This is a genomic window from uncultured Caulobacter sp., from assembly GCF_937900395.1.
Classification (GTDB): domain Bacteria; phylum Pseudomonadota; class Alphaproteobacteria; order Caulobacterales; family Caulobacteraceae; genus Caulobacter.
This window is the reverse complement of sequence record NZ_CALCDX010000037.1, coordinates 1-16,067: the sequence shown is the minus strand read 5'-3', so window position 1 is coordinate 16,067 and position 16,067 is coordinate 1. Positions and strand designations below refer to the sequence as shown.

Sequence of the window (16,067 nt, the reverse complement as noted above, 5' to 3'; positions counted from 1 at the left end):
TTGAAGGGTTCGGCGCCCTCGAACGGCGTCGAAAGCACCACCGCCCCGCCGGCGGCCTCGATCTCGCCCTGCAGGGCCAGCATGTAGTCGTGACTGGCGAAGACGCCGCTCTCCGGCGACAGCAGGGCCGCATGAGCGTTGAGGCCCGGCTCCAGCGCCCGCGCCTGCTCGCCGGTCAGCCGCGCCATGCCCTCGACGTCGTTGGCCAGGGCCTGGTCCCAGATGGCGTCGAGACGGGGGATCTCGTCCGGGCTGGTCGCCACCACCAGCTTGCCGCAGCGCTTGTAGGCGATCCCGCGCGCATCCAGGAACGCGTACAGCATGCGCCGCCCCTGGACGCACAGCCGCGCCTTCAACGAGCCGGTCGGATAGTAGAGCCCGCCGTGGATCACCTCGGAATTGCGCGACGAGACCCCCTGGCCGATGTGCCCCTCGGCCTCCAGCACCACCACCATCAGGCCGCGCCGGGCCAGGGCGTAGCCGCAGGCCAGCCCCACGGCCCCGGCCCCCACCACAACGGCGTCGAAATCGTACTTGGTCATGCCGCCACCTTAGCCCGGAGCGGCAATCAATTGACAGCGCCGTCGGATTGGCCAAGGTCGCGCTTTCGCCAAGGACGCCAAGACGTCCGGGAACGTCCTATCGGACAAGGTGGGGAAACCATGACCAACGCCATGACAGCCGCGCCGGCGCGCAATCTGCTGATCGACACCCTGCGCGCCTTCGCCCTGATCGGCGTCTACATGGTCCACATGTTCGAGCAGTACGAGATCTACTGGGCCGCGCCGCAGCAGAACCTGACCCATGTGATCTTCACCACCTTCTTCATGGGCAAGGCGTTCAGCCTGCTGACCCTGTGCTTTGGCCTCAGCTTCTTCCTGTTGATGGACAAGGCCGATCGGCGCGGGGTCGATTTTTCGGGCCGCTTCGCCTGGCGGATGGCGGTGCTGGCGCTGATCGGTCTGGCCCACAGCCTGGTCTATCGCGGCGACATCCTGATGGTGCTGGCGCCGCTGGGCCTGATCCTGGTTCCCTATCACCGCGCCAGCAACCAGATGCTCCTGGGCGTCGCCGCCGTGCTGCTGCTCCAGCCGGGCCTGCTGTTCCAGCTCTGGGGCGCCCTGGGCGGCGAGGCCTGGGCCAACCAGCCGCCGCATCACTACGCCGACACCGGCCCCGCCTTCTACCGCACCGCGCCGCTGGACCAGATGCTGCTGTGGAATGTCGGCCAGGGTCAGACCTTCAAGTGGTGGTTCTTCATCGAGACCGGACGCCTGTTCCAGATCCTGGCCCTGTTCCTGGTCGGTCTGCGCCTCGGCCGCGCCGGCTTTTTCGACGACCCGAACCGCTTCAAGGCCGAGCGCCGCGCCGCCCTCACCGCCCTGGCGGCCTTCGCCATCGCCTGCCACCTGGGCGCGCCGGCCCTGCAGGCCCTGGCGCCCGACGCGACCGCCGCGCCGATGGCCCGCAAGCTGATCGGCACGCTGCTGGGCGGCTGGTTCGACGTCTCGCTGATGGGCGTCTACGTGTTGCTGATCGTGGAGGCCTACACCGGCCCGTTCCGCAAGGCGCTGGACCGGCTGGCGCCGATGGGCCGCATGACCCTGACCTTCTATGTCCTGCAGTCGCTGATCTGGGTGCCGATCTTCTACGGCTTTGGCCTGGGCGCCTGGAAGTGGCTGCCGCAGGCCACGGCCCTGTGGCTGGGCGTCGGCTTCCTGGTGGTCCAGGGGATCGTGGCGACGCTGTGGTTCAAGCGCTTCTACTATGGCCCCCTGGAGTGGGTCTGGCGCGCGGCGACGTACCAGACGACGAAGGTGCCGTTCCTGCGGAAGCCGGCGACTTAAGCCACCTTGCCTCTCCGAAGAGTGGAGCCCCGTCCCGCCGCTGGCCGGCGTGCCGCAGGTTTGAGCCGAGCCTTGCATCCCGAGGTCGCGAAGGGCTCTATGCTCGACCTAGGGATTTATGGAAGGGTGAGCTATGAAGCGCGCGACTTGGCTTGGACTAGCGGCGTTGTTGACCGCTAGCAACGCTGTCGCTCAGCAGCTGCACCCGATCCCGAACAGCCCAGGGTCAACGCTCGTCTGGCGCGCCAAACCCAGCGCTGACGACATGGCGACCTACTACCCGCCCAAGGCGCGACGCGCCGAGCGCGGCGGATGGGCGGTGATCGAGTGCCAGACGCTCGCGACGGGCGACATGAAGGACTGCCTGGTCCTCGGCGAGAGCCCCAAGGACTTCGGCTTCGGCGACGCCGCGCTCAAACTCTCCGCGAAGTTCAAGCTGGATCCCGCCAAGAATGATCCCGCGACGCTGGCGGGCGGCGTGGTGGCGATCCCCATTCTCATGCTCACGCCCTCGGACAGCGCCGTGCCGCCGCGCGATTATCTGGCCGGCGAGCCCTCTGTCCTTCTGACGACGACGCCCAAGGGCTCCGCCCCCTGCCCGACGACGGACTCGCCTGGCCAAGGTTGCAGCGTCCACAGGTTCTCCTGGGTCCAGCGCCCAAGTTTGCCGGAAACGGCTGACCTCGTGCGTCGCGCCGCCGCCACACCCGAGAGAACGACTGTTCTCTGCCCGATCGCCGCGGACATGAAGCTAAGAGGCTGCTCCCCGAACGGCCCCGCCGACCCGACCCAGGTCGAGGCGGTCAGCGGGCTTATCCCGCTATTCACCGCGCCAACCCAGGCTGAAGACAAGACGCCGACGAAAGACGGCTTCGTCGTCGTTCAATTCAACTGGCCGGCCCTGAAGCACGCGGTCGAAACGAGCGTCCTGACCCGCCGCTAGCTCGCCCCCCACTGCGCCCACAGCTTCTCTTCCGCCGCCTTGGCCGTCTTGACCGAGGCGTCCTTGACGTGGCCGAAGCCGCGGATCTGCTGCGGGATCTCGGCGATCTTCAGGGCTAGCGGCAGGCTCTCGACGCACAGCCCCGCCACCAGGCGGTCCAGCGCCACCTCGTACGACGCGATCAGGCCGCGCTCCATCCGGCGCTCCTCGGTGTGGCCGAAGAGGTCGAGGGCGCCGCCACGCAGGCCCTTCATGCGGGCCATGACCGGGAAGGCCAGATCCAGCATCCAGCCGCCGAAGGCGATCTTCCTGGGCTTGCCGTCCGGGCCCTTGGGGGCCAGCAGCGGCGGGGAGAGCCAGACCTTGGCCTTGCCGCCCTTGAAGGTCCCGGCCAGCTCGGCCGCGAACCGGCCGTCGGTGTAGAGGCGCGCGACCTCATACTCGTCCTTATAGGCCATCAGCTTGTAGAGGTTGGTGGCCGCAGCGCGGGTCAGCGGCAGGGCGCTTTCGGCGCCCGACACCGAAGCCTCGGCGGCGCGGACCTTGGCGATCTTCTCCGCGTAGCGCTGGGCGTAGGCGGCGTTCTGATAGGCCGTCAGCTCGCGGATCCGATGGGCGATCAGGTCGTCCAGCGGCATGGTCTCGGGCGTGGTGACCTTGTCTTCCTTGACGTCGATCGAGGTCGGGTCATGGGCGACGCGGCGGCCCAGCTCGAAGGCCTGCAGGTTGGCCTCGGCGTCGACGCCGTTCAGCTTGATCGCGCGATAGAGGGCGCGGCTGGAGACCGGGATCACCCCGCGCTGCCAGGCGAAGCCGACCATGATCATGTTGGCGTAGATGGCGTCGCCGAACTGGCTTTCGGCCAGGTGCTGGGCCGGGCAGGCGTCGAAGGTCTGGGTCGCGCCCTTGACCCGCCGGGCCATGGAGCCGCTGTCGAAACGGATGTCGCGGCTGGTGACGAAGTCGGCCGTCGGCGCGAAGTCGCTGTTGCCGAACGCCCGCGTGCGGTCCTTGGCGTACAGCGACAGGCCTTCCGGCGAGGCCGCCACGAGAAGATCACAAGCGATCAGCACGTCGGCGCTGGCGGCCGGCACGCGGCCGCCGACGATGGTCTCTTCCGTCTCGCCGATCTTGACGTGGCTGAACACCGAGCCGCCCTTTTGGGCCAGGCCCGTCATGTCCACCACGCTGCCGGCGCGGCCGTCGATGTGGGCGGCCATGGCTAGGATCGAGGCCACGGTCGTGACGCCGGTGCCGCCGACGCCGGTGAACAGGATCTTGCGCACGCCGGTCAGCGGCTCGAACTCGGGCAGCGGCGTCGACTCGGCGGTCAGGGGCGCCGGGGCCTTCTTGGACTGGGCGCTTTCGGCGCCTTCCAGGGTGATGAACGACGGGCAGAAGCCCTGGACGCAAGAGTAGTCCTGATTGCAGCTGGACTGGTTGATCTTGCGCTTGCGGCCAAATTCGGTGGCCAGCGGCTCGACCGAGACGCAGTTGGACTTCACCGAGCAGTCGCCGCAGCCCTCGCAGACCAGCGGGTTAATAAAGACGCGCTGGGTCGCCTTGGGCATCGAACCGCGCTTGCGGCGGCGGCGCTTTTCGGTGGCGCAGGTCTGGTCGTACAGCAGGACCGTGGTCCCGGGCGTGTCGCGCAGCATCTCCTGCACGCGGATCAGGTCCGAGCGCGGGAAGATCTCGACGCCGGGGGCCAGGCCCTCGACGCCCTCGTAGCGCTTCATGTCATCGACGACGATGACGGTCTTCTTGACGCCCTCGGCCGCCAGCTGGCGGGTGATCTGGGCCGGGGTGAAGCCGCTCTCGGCCCGCTGGCCGCCGGTCATGGCGACGGCGTCGTTATAGAGCAGCTTGTAGGTGATGTTGGTCCCGGCCGCGATTGCCCCGCGGATCGCCAGCGAGCCCGAGTGGTTGTAGGTGCCGTCGCCCAGGTTCTGGAAGACGTGCTTTTCGCTGGTGAACGGCGAGGCGCCGACCCAGGTCAGGCCCTCGCCACCCATGTGGGTGTTCAGATCCGTCGAGGGGTCGTTGAAGCTGGCCATGTAGTGGCAGCCGATGCCCGCCAGCGCCCGGCTGCCTTCCGGCAGCTTGGTCGAGGTGTTATGCGGACAGCCCGAGCAGAAGAACGGCTTGCGGGCCTGGTCGGCGGCCAGGCTGACAGCGGCGACGCCGGCGGCGCTGACCCGGTTCAGATAGGCCTGCGCCCGCTCCATGTGCGGACCGTCAGGCAGGCGGTCGTAGATGGCGAGGGCGATTTCGGCCACGGACAGCGAGCCCAGCTCCGACAGAAGCGGCCCGCCCTTCTCGTCGGTCTTGCCGATCACGCGCGGGCGCGCCTGGGCGGGCAGGTCATAGAGCGCCGCGCGAGCCTGCGGCTCGATCAGGGCCCGCTTGTGCTCGATGACCATCAGGGTCTCGAGGCCGGCGGCGAAGGCGCGCAGGCCCAGCGGTTCCAGCGGCCAGGGCATGCCGACCTTGTAGATCGAGACGCCCAGGTCGGCGGCTTCCTGCAGGGTCATGCCCATGGCCGTGAAGGCCTCCAGCACATCCTTATAGGCCTGGCCCTGGCAGACGATGCCCAGCCGCGCCTTGCCCACGCGCACGTGCGAGGCGCCCAGCACCACGCGGTCGATGCCGTTGGCGCGGGCGAAGGCCAGGGCCGCGGGGATCTTATGGAGCCGCATGCGCCGCTCCTTCTCCATCGGCTGGTCCTTCAGCCGGATGCCGAGGCCGCCGGGCGGGAACGGGAAGTCGGGGGTGACCAGCTTATGGCGGTCCAGCGAGACGTCGATCGTGACGCCCGAGTCCATGGTGTCGGCCAGGGCGATCATGCCTGTCCACAGGCCGGAGAAGCGCGACAGCGACAGGCCGAGAATCCCGTAGTCGAGCACCTCCTGCACGTCGGCCGGCGCCAGCACCGGCATCTCGAAGTCCTGGAAGGCGAACTCGGACTGCGACGGCAGGGTCGAGCTCTTGCAGTTGTGGTCGTCGCCGGCCACCGCCAGCACGCCGCCGGTCGGGAACACGCCCGCGAAGTTGGCGTGCTTGAAGACGTCGCCGGTGCGGTCGACGCCGGGCGCCTTGCCGTACCACATGCCGAAGACGCCATCGTAGAGGGCGCCCGGGAACAGATTCGCCTGCTGGCTGCCCCAGACGGCGGTGGCGGCCAGGTCCTCGTTGACGCCTTCCTTGAAGACGACGTCGTGGGCGGTCAGCAGCTTGTTGATGCGGGCGGCCTGCTGGTCGAGACCGCCCAGCGGCGAGCCTCTATAGCCGGACAAAAAGCCCGCCGTGTTCAATCCCAGCTTGCGATCGAGGCGCTTGCGATCGAGCAAAACGCGCAGCAGCGCCTGCACGCCAGTGATGAAAGCTCGACCATCTTCGAGCACATATTTGTCGTCGAGCGTGACTTCCGAGTGCCGCATGGCAAAAATTTTCCTCCCGGGTCTTCCCGCCCGTAACGCAATATCTTATAGAAGCGCGGAAATTGTTTGCCCAAGGCGTGCCCGACTCGTGGCCGTTTTGCGCACGAAGTGAGCGTCAACGCCCGCTGGGGGGAGGAATTTCTTGTCCGAACAACTCGACGCCGTGGATGCCAAGATCCTGGATCTCATCCAACACGACGCCGGACTGTCCGTCGCCGAGATCGCCGAACGAGTCGGTCTGTCGTCCAGCCCGTGCTGGCGCCGGATCAAGCGGCTGGAGGACGCGGGCGTCATCCAGCGTCGCGTGACCATCCTGGACCGTGAGAAGCTGGGCCTGGGCTTCGAGGTCTACTGCACCGTCAAGCTGTCCCTTCCGACCAAGGAAAATCTGGACACGTTCGAACAGGCGGTCGCCAAATGGGCCGAGGTCGTCCAGTGCGCCACCGTGACCGGCGCCGCCGACTACGAGATGCGCATCGTCACCCGCGACATGCGCGCCTTCGACGAATTCCTGCGTGACAAGCTCCTGTCGCTGGGCCTGGTGTCGAACATCGAGAGCCGCATCGTCATCCGCGGCGTCAAGAACTCGACCGCCGTGCCGCTGGGCCTGATCAGCCCGTATGTGAGCCCGCTGGGCTAAGGGCCTTTAAACCGCTCATCCCCGCGAAAGCGGGGACCCAAGCTGAATTTCAGTGTGCGGCGCGGTTCGGAATAGATCGTCCAACTCGGCTTGGGTCCCCGCTTTCGCGGGGATGAGCGAAATTTAGTTAGTCCAAGGAGAGGCCTCCCATGGCCCCATCGAGCGCGAGCGGCGCGTCGACGCGACGCGTGCTGGCCGCCAGCCTGATCGGCACGGCGGTCGAGTTCTACGACTTCTATATCTACGCCACCGCCGCCTCGCTGGTGTTCGGGCCGCTGTTCTTCCCCGCCTCCTCGCCGGCCATGCAGCTGCTGGCCTCCTACGCCAGCCTGAGCGTGGCCTTCATCGCCCGGCCGCTGGGCTCGATCGTGTTCGGTCACTTCGGCGATCGCATCGGCAGGAAGTCGACCCTGGTGGCCTCGCTACTGATCATGGGCGGCTCGACCCTGCTGGTCGCCTTCCTGCCGACCTACCACCACATCGGCTGGGTCGCGCCGTTCCTGCTGTGCCTGCTGCGCTTTGGCCAAGGCTTCGGCCTGGGCGGCGAGTGGGGCGGCGCGGCGCTGCTGGCGGTCGAGAACGCCCCGCCCGGCTTCCGCGCGCGCTTTGGCATGTTCCCGCAGCTGGGCGCCCCTGTCGGCTTCATCGCCGCCAACGGCCTCTTCCTGATCCTCGGCGCGGTGCTGACGCCCGAGCAGTTCCAGAGCTGGGGCTGGCGGGTGCCGTTTCTGGGCAGCATCCTGCTGGTCGGGGTCGGCCTGTGGATCCGCCTGAAGCTGACCGAGACCCCCGCCTTCCAGGCCGCCGCCCACGAGGCCCCGCCGCCGCACGTGCCGGTCGCCGAGTTGATGAAGACCCACGCGCGCGAGACGATCGGCGGCACCTTCGCCGTCGTGGCCTGCTTCGCCCTCTTCTACCTGACCACCGCCTTTTCGCTGGGCTATGGCGTCACGGCCCTGGGCTATGGCCGCCAGCAGTTCCTGGGCGTGCTGCTGTTCGCCATCCTGTTCATGGCGGCGGGCATCGTCGGGGCCGGTTACTGGGCGGACAAGTCGAGCCCCCGCCGGGTGCTGATGGCCGGCTCGCTGCTGACCATCGTCGCCGGCGCGGCCCTGGCGCCGATGATGGGCTCGGGCTCGCTGCCGACCATCACCGCCTTCCTGTGCTTCGCCCTAGTGGTCATGGGCCTGGTCTATGGGCCGCTGGGCGCCTGGCTGCCCAGCCTGTTCCCCGCGCGGGTGCGCTACACCGGCGCCTCGATCGCCTTCAATGTCGGCGGCGTGATCGGCGGCGGCATGACCCCGGCCATCGCCCAGGCCCTGGCCACCCACGGCGGACTGAAGCTGGTCGGCCTCTACCTGGCCGCTGCCGGGGCGATCAGCCTGCTGGCGCTGTGGCCGCTGAAGCGGGCGGACGCGCTGTAGGGCCATACTAACATCGCTCATCCCCGCGAAAGCGGGGACCTAAGCAGGGTCAGAAGATGATGCGCCGCCTCGCCGAACCCAGGAAGTCAGCTTGGGTCCCCGCTTTCGCGGGGATGAGCGGATTGGGAACGAATTGAGCAAGACTGAAGCGACCACTCCCCGCTAAGGTCCGCTCCGACACTCGCCGGAGTCCCCCATGATCGACCTCGTCATCGAAGCCCGCCGCAAGAACCTCGGCAATTTCGAGGTCGGCCGGGTGCTGCCGTTTCATGCGCACCGGATGGTCGGGCCGTTCACTTTCCTCGACCACATGGGTCCGGCGACCTTCCAGCCCGGCTTTGCCAAGGACGCCGACGTGCGCCCGCACCCGCATATCGGCCTGTCGACCCTGACCTATCTGTTCCAGGGCGAGATCACCCACCGCGATAGCGTCGGCTCGCTGGCGGTGATCAAGCCGAACGAGGTCAACTGGATGACCGCCGGCAGCGGCATCACCCACTCCGAACGCTTCGAAGGCCTGCGCGCGCATGGCGGCCGCATGGATGGCATGCAGGCCTGGATCGCCTTGCCCAAGGAATATGAGGAGATCGACCCCAGCTTCACGCACCACGAGGGTCCGGCTGACCTGCCCTATTACGAAGAGGGCGGGCTGAAGGCGCGGCTGATCGCCGGCGAGGCCTTTGGCGCCAAGTCGAACGTGCCGGTCTATTCGCCGCTGTTCTACGTCCATTGGGAGCTGGAGCCGGGGACCACCGCCGCCCTGCCGGCCGAATATTCCGAGCGCGCCGCCTATGTCGCCGAGGGCCGGGTCGAGGTCGACGGCCGCGAGCTGACCACCGCCCAGATGGCCGTCTTCGCGCCGGGCGACACGGTGGTGTTCAAGGCCCTCGAGCGGTCGACCGTGATGCTGATGGGCGGCGAGCCCGTCGGCCCGCGCTTCATCGAGTGGAACTTCGTCTCCTCGTCCAAGGACCGCATCGAGCAGGCCAAGGCCGACTGGCGCGCCGGCCGCATGAAGCTGCCCGACCTGGACCACGACGAGTTCATCCCGCTGCCGGAAGGCCCGCCGCCGCCGCCGCCGCCGATGTCGTGAAGCGTTTCCCTCTCCCCTTGCGGGAGAGGGTGGCCCGTAAGGGCCGGGTGAGGGGTCGCACGGCCCCTGCCCAGAAACCCCTCATCCGCCGGCTCCGCCGACACCTTCTCCCGCAAGGGGAGAAGGAGACGGTTGATTGGAGGGAAGGCCACGGCCCATAACTCCCCCATGACCGACGCTTCCTTCGCCCAATTCGTTCGCGGCCTGCCCAAGGCCGAGCTGCACATGCACATCGAGGGCAGCCTCGAGCCCGAGCTGATGTTCGCCCTGGCCCAGCGCAACGGGATCACCCTGCCCTACAAATCGGTCGACGAGATCCGGGCGGCCTATCAGTTCTCGAACCTGCAGGACTTCCTGGACATCTATTACCAGGGCGCGGGCGTGCTGATCACGGAAGCCGACTTCAAGGACCTGGCCCTGGCCTACTTCCAGCGCCTGGCGGCGGACGGCGGCACGCACGCCGAGATCTTCTTCGATCCCCAGACCCACACCGACCGCGGCATCGCCTTCGAGACGGTGATCAAGGGCCTCTTGGCCGGCATGGCCGAGGCCGAGAAGACGCTGGGCGTCACCTCCAAGCTGATCCTGTGCTTCCTGCGGCACCTGTCCGAGGAGAGCGCCTTCGAGACCCTGGAGCAGGCCAAGCCCTGGCTGTCTTCGCTGGCCGGCGTTGGCCTCGACAGCTCGGAAGTCGGCCACCCGCCGGCCAAGTTCGCCCGCGTGCTCCAGGCCGCTCGGGACCTCGGCCTCAAGGTCGTCGCCCACGCCGGCGAGGAAGGCCCGCCCGAATACGTCTGGGAAGCCATCGACCTGGTGAAGGTCGACCGCATCGACCACGGCAACCGCGCGCTGGAGGACGAGGCCCTGACCGCGCGCCTGGTCAAGGACGGGACGACCCTGACGGTCTGCCCGCTGTCGAACCTGAAGCTGTGCGGCGTGCCCAGCCTCGACGTCCACCCGCTGAAGAAGATGCTGGCCCTGGGCCTGAAGGCCACGGTCAATTCCGACGACCCGGCCTATTTCGGCGGCTATCTGCTGGAAAACTACCTCGCCACCGCCGACGCCGTGGGCCTGACGCGGGACGAGATCGTCACCCTGGCCAAGAACAGCTTTGAGGGATCGTTCCTGTCGGAGGCCGAAAAGGCCGAGCGGGTCGCCAAGGTCGAGGCGTACGCGGCGAGCCATGCGTAAGAACCCTCTCCCATAGGGAGAGGAGGGACCCGCCGCGTAGCGGTGGGAGGTGAGGGGTTACGGCGGTAGAGGGCTTAGCCCCTCACCCTACCCTCTCCCCATGGGAGCGGGAGGCGAACTAGCTCAACGCCTCGCGCAGCGCGTCGCACAGGCGGTCCAGGCCCTCGATGTCCAGACCCGGATCCAGCGCGATCACCACGGTCGAGGCGGCGATGTGGTCGGCGGTCGGGGTGTCGTCGGCCTTGACGGTCAGGTCGCGAACCGCGCAGCTGGCCGGAACGCCGGCCTGGCGCAGCTTCCAGGCCACGGTCCCGGCGTCGTCGCCTGGCAGGGTCAGGGCGCAGGTCGGCGAGATCCAGCTCATGCCCCAGCCCGGCTGGAAGCTGACGCCGCTGTCCAGCAGCAGCACGCGCAGCTGCTGGGCCGTGGCGCAGAGGCGGTGGCGCAGGCGGGCCCAGGCGGCTAGGCCGTCGTCGCCGACGAAGGGCCGTCCCTCGATGGCGTTGATCGGGGTGGCGTCCTCGCAGGCCACGAACACGCCCTCGCCGCTGGGCAGGCCGATCAGCACCGGCACGGGGGCCTCGATCATCACGTCGAAGGCGCCGAACGCGTCGACCAGCACCGGCAAGCCGGTCTCGTCACGGAAGGCGGCCCAGGCGCGCATGTCCGGCGCGCGGCCATGGGCGGCGGCGGGCACGATGGCCTCCAGCGGCCCCGGCGCATGCGGCAGGCGCTCGCGCAGGTGACGGGGATCGAACATCGCGCTGAACGGATCGACGTCGACCAGCCACGCCGTCAGGCCGGCGGCGGCGACGCCGGCCAGGGTCTCCAGATCGGCCAGGGCCGAGACGACGCAGACGCCGCCGGGGCGCACGCCCAGCGCCTTCAGCGCCGCCGCCACCGTCGTCGCACGGTCGGTGAAGGCGCGGGCGCGGACCGGGCGCGCGAAGCGGCCGGCCAGGCGCTGCTCGAGATCCGAAGCATAGCCGCGCGCGCCCAGAGCCTTGGCGACCGCATCGAAATCCACCGGTTCGAGCCCGACCGAGGCGGGCTCGAGGACGGGCGTGGACAGGGTCGAGGCGGCGAAGGGCTTGGGCAGCATGGCGTGAACTTGGATCCGCGAAGAACCAGGCGACCCCAGGGGCCGCGTCTTATGGTTAAGCAAACGTATCCAGCGATTCCGCCGCCCCTAATGCGGCGCGCCGTCGCGGCAAATCTGTCTAGGCGGTAGGCGTTTTTTGCCAGGTTTCGCGCAGTTCGCGCTTCAGGACCTTGCCGATATGGCTGCGCGGCAAGGCGTCGACGAAACGAACCTCCGCCAGGCGCTGGGTCTTGCCGACCTTGTCGTTGACGAAGGTCTTGATCGCCTCGGCGTCGGCCTCGCCGCGCGCGGCCACGAAGGCGACCGGCGTCTCGCCCCAGGCGTCGGAGGGCACGCCGACCACCGCCGCCTCGACCACCGCCGGATGGGTCGCCAGCACCGCCTCCAGGTCCGACGGATAGATGTTGAAGCCGCCGCTGATGATCATGTCCTTCTTGCGATCCATCAGCGTCAGGAAGCCGTCCTCGTCGAAGCGGCCGACATCGCCGGTGCGGATGAAGGTCCAGCCCTCGGGCGAGATCCAGGTCGCCTCGGCGGTCTTGTCGGCGCGGCCGTGATAGCCGTTCATCATCGAGGCCGAGCGGCCGACGATCTCGCCGACCACGCCGGGACCGACCTGGACGCCGTCCTCGTCGATCAGGCGGATGTCGTGGCCGGGCGCCGGGCGCCCCACCGTGTGCAGCTTGTCCGGGTGCTCGTGGGCCATCAGGATGCAGGTCCCGCCGCCTTCGGTCATGCCGAAATATTCGACCAGCCCGCCCGGCCAGCGACGCAGCACCTCGCCCTTCAGCTCGGCCGAGAACGGCGCGCTGGTGCAGAACTTCATCCGCGTCGACGACAGGTCGTAGCGGTCGAAGTCGGGATGCTCCATCAGGCGGCGATACTGCACCGGCACCAGCATGGTGTGGGTGACGCGATGCTTCTGGACCAGCTCCAGATAGCGGACGACGTCGAACTTCTTCATCAGCACGACGGTCCCGCCGCCGGCCAGGGTCGGGAAGAAGCAGACCAGGGTGGTGTTCGAATAGAGCGGCGTGGACAAGAGGCTGACCGGCGCGTGGGCGTAGCCGATCGTGTCGCCGACGAAGATGTGCTTCCAGCGCATGCCGTGCGACTGGACGATGCCTTTGGGCGTGCCGGTGGTGCCGCTGGAATAGATGATGTTGAACGGGTGCTTGGGCCCGATCTCGACCGGCGCGGGCGTCGCGCCCTCGGGCGCCAGCCAGACGTCGAACGCCTCGCCGGCGGAAGAGCCATCGAGCGCGATCTGGCGCACCGGGATGGGCGCGGGCTTCTGGGCCTCGGAGACGCCCGCGTCGAGGAAGAACAGTTTCGCGCCGCAGTCGGCGACCATGCCGGCGATGGCCTCCGGCGTCGACGAGGGCGCGATCGGCGCGACGGCCACCCCGGCCCGTAGCGCGCCGAGGAACAGCGCCGCGTAGGGGATCGATGACAGGGCGCAGACGGCGACGGCCTCGCCGGGCGCGATCCCGTCCCGCTGCAAGGCGGCCGCGACGCGGTCGGCCAGGGCGTCGAACTGGGCGTAGGTGACGGCCTCGCCGGTCTCCATGACGACGGCCGGATGGTTGGGACCTTCCTTAGCGCGCTCGCGAAGGATGTCGCCCATCGTTCCGTAGTCGGCGGACATCATGGCGGCGATGGCGGGCATGGAAACTCCTAACTCATCGGATCTCAAACACCGCTCATCCCCGCGAAAGCGGGGACCCAAGCTGGCTTTCAGTTGTGGCGCGATCCGAGACCAATGTTCGGATTCGGCTTGGGTCCCCGCTTTCGCGGGGATGAGCGGAGGTTGTTGACCCTCCCCCTCCCCATCAAGGGGAGGGGAATTGAACTAAGCGTCCTTGAACCCCTTGCCCTCGGCGACCAGGCGCTCCAGCAGGGCCGAGGGCTTGAAGTCGTCGCCGAGCTCGGCGTGGAACTGCTTCATCTTGGCCAGGATCTTGTCGAGGCCGACGAGCTCGCCCCAGAACATCGGGCCGCCGCGATAGACCGGCCAGCCGTAGCCGTTGATCCAGACGATATCGATGTCCGAGGCGCGGATGGCCTTGCCTTCCTCGAGGATCTTCGCGCCCTCGTTGACCATCGGATAAAGGCAGCGCTCCAGGATCTCCTGGTCGGTGATCTGCCGGCGCTGGATCTGGCGCTTCTCGGCGAAGTCGCGGATCACCTGCTCGACCACCGGCGAGGGGCTGGCGTTGCGGCTTTCGTCGTAGTCGTAGAAACCCTTGCCGTTCTTCTGGCCGCGACGGTCCATCTCGCACAGCACCTCGCGGACGGTCGACGAGCTGGTCTTGGCCGGGTCCCAGCCGATGTCGAGGCCCGCGAGATCGCTCATCGCGAACGGCCCCATCGGCAGGCCGAAGTCGTAGAGCACCCGATCGACGTCCCAGGGCATGGCGCCTTCCAGGATCAGCTTCTGGGCCTCGCGCTGGCGCTGGGCCAGCATGCGGTTGCCGACGAAGCCGTAGCAGACGCCCACCAGCACCGGGACCTTGCCGATGGCCTTGCTGAGCTTCATGCAGGTGGCGATCACCTCTTTCGAGGTCTTGTCGCCGCGCACCAGTTCCAAGAGGCGCATGACATTGGCCGGCGAGAAGAAGTGGGTGCCGATCACGCTCTCGGGCCGGCTGGTCACCGCCGCGATCTCGTTGACGTCGAGATACGAGGTGTTGGTGGCTAAAATCGCGCCGGGCTTGGCGATCTTGTCCAGCTTGGTGAAGACCTCCTTCTTGATCTCCATCAGCTCGAACACGGCCTCGATGATCATGTCGCAGTCGGCCAGGGCCTCCATCTCCATGGAGGGCGTCAGCAGGCCCATGCGCTTTTCGACGTCGTCCTGGGTCAGCCGGCCCTTCTTGGCGGTGTTCTCGTAGTTCTTGCGGATGATCCCGACGCCGCGCTCCAGGTTCTCCTGCTTGGCCTCGATGATCGTCACCGGGATGCCGGCGTTCAGGAAGTTCATGGCGATGCCGCCGCCCATGGTGCCGGCGCCGATGACGCCGACCTTCTTGACCGGGATCGTCGGGGTGTCGTCCGGCACGTCGGGGATCTTGGCGGCCTGGCGCTCGGCGAAGAACACATAGCGCTGGGCGGCCGACTGGCTGCCGGTCATCAGCTCCATAAACAGGCGGCGCTCTTCCTTCAGCCCTTCGTCGAAGGGCAGGTTCACCGCCGCCTCGATGCACTTGATGTTGTTCTCGGGGGCCATGAAGCCGCGGAACTTCTTGGCGTTGGCCTTGCGGAAGGCCTCGAAGATCTCGGGCTTGCCGCGCGCGGCCTCGACCTTGGCGTTCAGCTCGCGGACCTTGTTCAGCGGACGGTTCTCGGCCACGACCTTGCGGGCGAAGGCGATGGCGCCCTCGCGCAGCTTGCCCTCCTCGACCAGCTCGTCGAACAGGCCCATGGCGTGGGCGGCCTTGGCCGGGACGTGCTGGCCGCTGGTCACCATCTCCAGAGCCTTCTCGACGCCGACGATGCGCGGCAGGCGCTGAGTGCCGCCGGCGCCGGGCAGCAGGCCGATGTTGACCTCGGGCAGGCCGGCCTTGGCCGAGGGGACGGCGACGCGATAGTGCGCCACCAGCGCCACCTCTAAGCCGCCGCCCAGGGCGGTGCCATGTATCGCCGCGACGACGGGCTTGGGCGCGTTCTCGATGACGTTCTGGACGTCCTGCAGGGACGGGCCGGTCATGGCCTTGCCGAACTCGGTGATGTCGGCGCCGGCGATGAAGGTCTTGCCGTCGCAGATCAGCACGATCGCCTTGACGGCCGGATCGGCGATGGCGGCCTCGAAGGCGCCCTTCAGCCCCTCGCGGACCACGGCCGACAGCGCGTTGACCGGCGGCGAGTTCAGCGTGACGACGCCGACGTCGCCTTCCACGGAGAAATCAGTGACGGCGTTGATCGCGGCCATGCGGCTTCCACCCTTGCTCTCTGTTGATTTTCGGCTTGAACAACCGTTTGAGAAACCCTGCACGCTCCGGCGAAGATGTCCAGACCGCCGTAACGGCGCCCAATTCGGAGGCGCCCGCCGTTGACGGACCGCGCCTCCATACTGCAAATTCGAACAATAGTTTCAGTCGTGATCAAGCAGGCCGTTAGCGCGCCGGCGGCGGACGGCGTTGCGTCTGTATTTTCGAAAGAATGATCGCGCCTGTTCAGAGCGTTCGCGGTGAGACACGGGCTTTGGACGCGCCTTGCACGCGTCCCGACGTTTCGAAGTTCGTGCTCCGCGAGCGCGGCGCGCCTCCCCCCGGCGCGACCGACTTCGGTGTGTCCCTCGGCGCGGGAGCCCCCTCCCGCGCCGGATTTTTTAGATCCTCCCCCGCGACGCGGGGGAGGTGGCCCAGAGGGCCGGAGGGGGCGAGCT

Annotated in this window: 11 protein-coding genes; 6 read left to right on the top strand and 5 right to left on the bottom strand. The window is 68.0% G+C overall.

From position 1 onward, the window contains the following. Positions 1 to 542: FAD-dependent oxidoreductase (locus tag Q0379_RS02975; RefSeq protein ID WP_299004096.1), on the bottom strand; the 542-nt coding region annotated here is incomplete at its 3' end. Between the two features lie 120 nt (positions 543 to 662). Here Q0379_RS02975 and Q0379_RS02970 point away from each other — a divergent pair. Together Q0379_RS02970 and Q0379_RS02965 are read left to right on the top strand one after the other, a co-directional pair. Beyond that, a complete protein-coding gene (locus tag Q0379_RS02970; RefSeq protein ID WP_299004095.1) occupies positions 663 to 1,847 on the top strand; it encodes a DUF418 domain-containing protein in 1,185 nt (394 codons plus the stop codon). A 169-nt stretch (positions 1,848 to 2,016) separates the two neighbouring features. Continuing rightward, positions 2,017 to 2,790, top strand: a complete 774-nt coding sequence (locus Q0379_RS02965) for an energy transducer TonB (protein ID WP_299004094.1) — start codon at positions 2,017 to 2,019, stop codon at positions 2,788 to 2,790. Here the strand turns inward: Q0379_RS02965 and Q0379_RS02960 are convergent. Then, positions 2,787 to 6,230 carry an indolepyruvate ferredoxin oxidoreductase family protein gene (locus tag Q0379_RS02960; RefSeq protein ID WP_299004092.1) on the bottom strand — a complete coding sequence of 1,148 codons (3,444 nt, stop codon included), beginning with the start codon at positions 6,228 to 6,230 and terminating at the stop codon, positions 2,787 to 2,789. The genes Q0379_RS02965 and Q0379_RS02960 overlap by 4 nt on opposite strands. A 142-nt stretch (positions 6,231 to 6,372) precedes the next feature. On the opposite strand from Q0379_RS02960, the gene Q0379_RS02955 reads away from it, so the two are divergent. The 4 genes from Q0379_RS02955 to Q0379_RS02940 all read left to right on the top strand — a co-directional run bounded on the left by Q0379_RS02955 (position 6,373) and on the right by Q0379_RS02940 (position 10,578). Beyond that, on the top strand, positions 6,373 to 6,870 hold the full coding sequence (locus Q0379_RS02955; RefSeq protein WP_004620861.1) for an Lrp/AsnC family transcriptional regulator: 498 nt from the start codon (positions 6,373 to 6,375) through the stop codon (positions 6,868 to 6,870). 149 nt (positions 6,871 to 7,019) lie between these two features. Further along, entirely contained in the window at positions 7,020 to 8,294 is a 1,275-nt protein-coding gene (locus Q0379_RS02950; protein ID WP_299004087.1) for an MFS transporter, read from the top strand. A 196-nt stretch (positions 8,295 to 8,490) separates the two neighbouring features. After that, on the top strand, positions 8,491 to 9,387 hold the full coding sequence (locus Q0379_RS02945; protein ID WP_299004084.1) for a pirin family protein: 897 nt from the start codon (positions 8,491 to 8,493) through the stop codon (positions 9,385 to 9,387). A 168-nt stretch (positions 9,388 to 9,555) separates the two neighbouring features. After that, on the top strand, positions 9,556 to 10,578 hold the full coding sequence (locus Q0379_RS02940) for an adenosine deaminase (RefSeq protein ID WP_299004082.1): 1,023 nt from the start codon (positions 9,556 to 9,558) through the stop codon (positions 10,576 to 10,578). 118 nt (positions 10,579 to 10,696) lie between these two features. Here the strand turns inward: Q0379_RS02940 and Q0379_RS02935 are convergent, their stop codons facing one another. The 3 genes from Q0379_RS02935 to Q0379_RS02925 all read right to left on the bottom strand — a co-directional run bounded on the left by Q0379_RS02935 (position 10,697) and on the right by Q0379_RS02925 (position 15,611). Then, positions 10,697 to 11,680 (bottom strand): DegT/DnrJ/EryC1/StrS family aminotransferase, encoded by a 984-nt coding sequence (locus Q0379_RS02935; RefSeq protein ID WP_366519290.1) that lies wholly within the window; start codon positions 11,678 to 11,680, stop codon positions 10,697 to 10,699. A gap of 118 nt (positions 11,681 to 11,798) precedes the next feature. Further along, positions 11,799 to 13,349 carry a class I adenylate-forming enzyme family protein gene (locus tag Q0379_RS02930; RefSeq protein WP_299004080.1) on the bottom strand — a complete coding sequence of 517 codons (1,551 nt, stop codon included), beginning with the start codon at positions 13,347 to 13,349 and terminating at the stop codon, positions 11,799 to 11,801. 183 nt (positions 13,350 to 13,532) lie between these two features. After that, positions 13,533 to 15,611: a 3-hydroxyacyl-CoA dehydrogenase NAD-binding domain-containing protein gene (locus Q0379_RS02925; RefSeq protein WP_299004079.1), complete on the bottom strand. Its 2,079-nt coding sequence runs from the start codon at positions 15,609 to 15,611 to the stop codon at positions 13,533 to 13,535. Between the last annotated feature and the right edge of the window lie 456 nt (positions 15,612 to 16,067).

Coding starts and splice junctions, on each gene's coding strand:
- Q0379_RS02930 (WP_299004080.1), bottom strand. CDS start 13,349: ATGCCCGCCATCGCCGCCATGATGTCCGCCGACTACGGAACGATGGGC.
- Q0379_RS02950 (WP_299004087.1), top strand. CDS start 7,020: ATGGCCCCATCGAGCGCGAGCGGCGCGTCGACGCGACGCGTGCTGGCC.
- Q0379_RS02925 (WP_299004079.1), bottom strand. CDS start 15,611: ATGGCCGCGATCAACGCCGTCACTGATTTCTCCGTGGAAGGCGACGTC.
- Q0379_RS02935 (WP_366519290.1), bottom strand. CDS start 11,680: ATGCTGCCCAAGCCCTTCGCCGCCTCGACCCTGTCCACGCCCGTCCTC.
- Q0379_RS02945 (WP_299004084.1), top strand. CDS start 8,491: ATGATCGACCTCGTCATCGAAGCCCGCCGCAAGAACCTCGGCAATTTC.
- Q0379_RS02960 (WP_299004092.1), bottom strand. CDS start 6,230: ATGCGGCACTCGGAAGTCACGCTCGACGACAAATATGTGCTCGAAGAT.
- Q0379_RS02970 (WP_299004095.1), top strand. CDS start 663: ATGACCAACGCCATGACAGCCGCGCCGGCGCGCAATCTGCTGATCGAC.
- Q0379_RS02940 (WP_299004082.1), top strand. CDS start 9,556: ATGACCGACGCTTCCTTCGCCCAATTCGTTCGCGGCCTGCCCAAGGCC.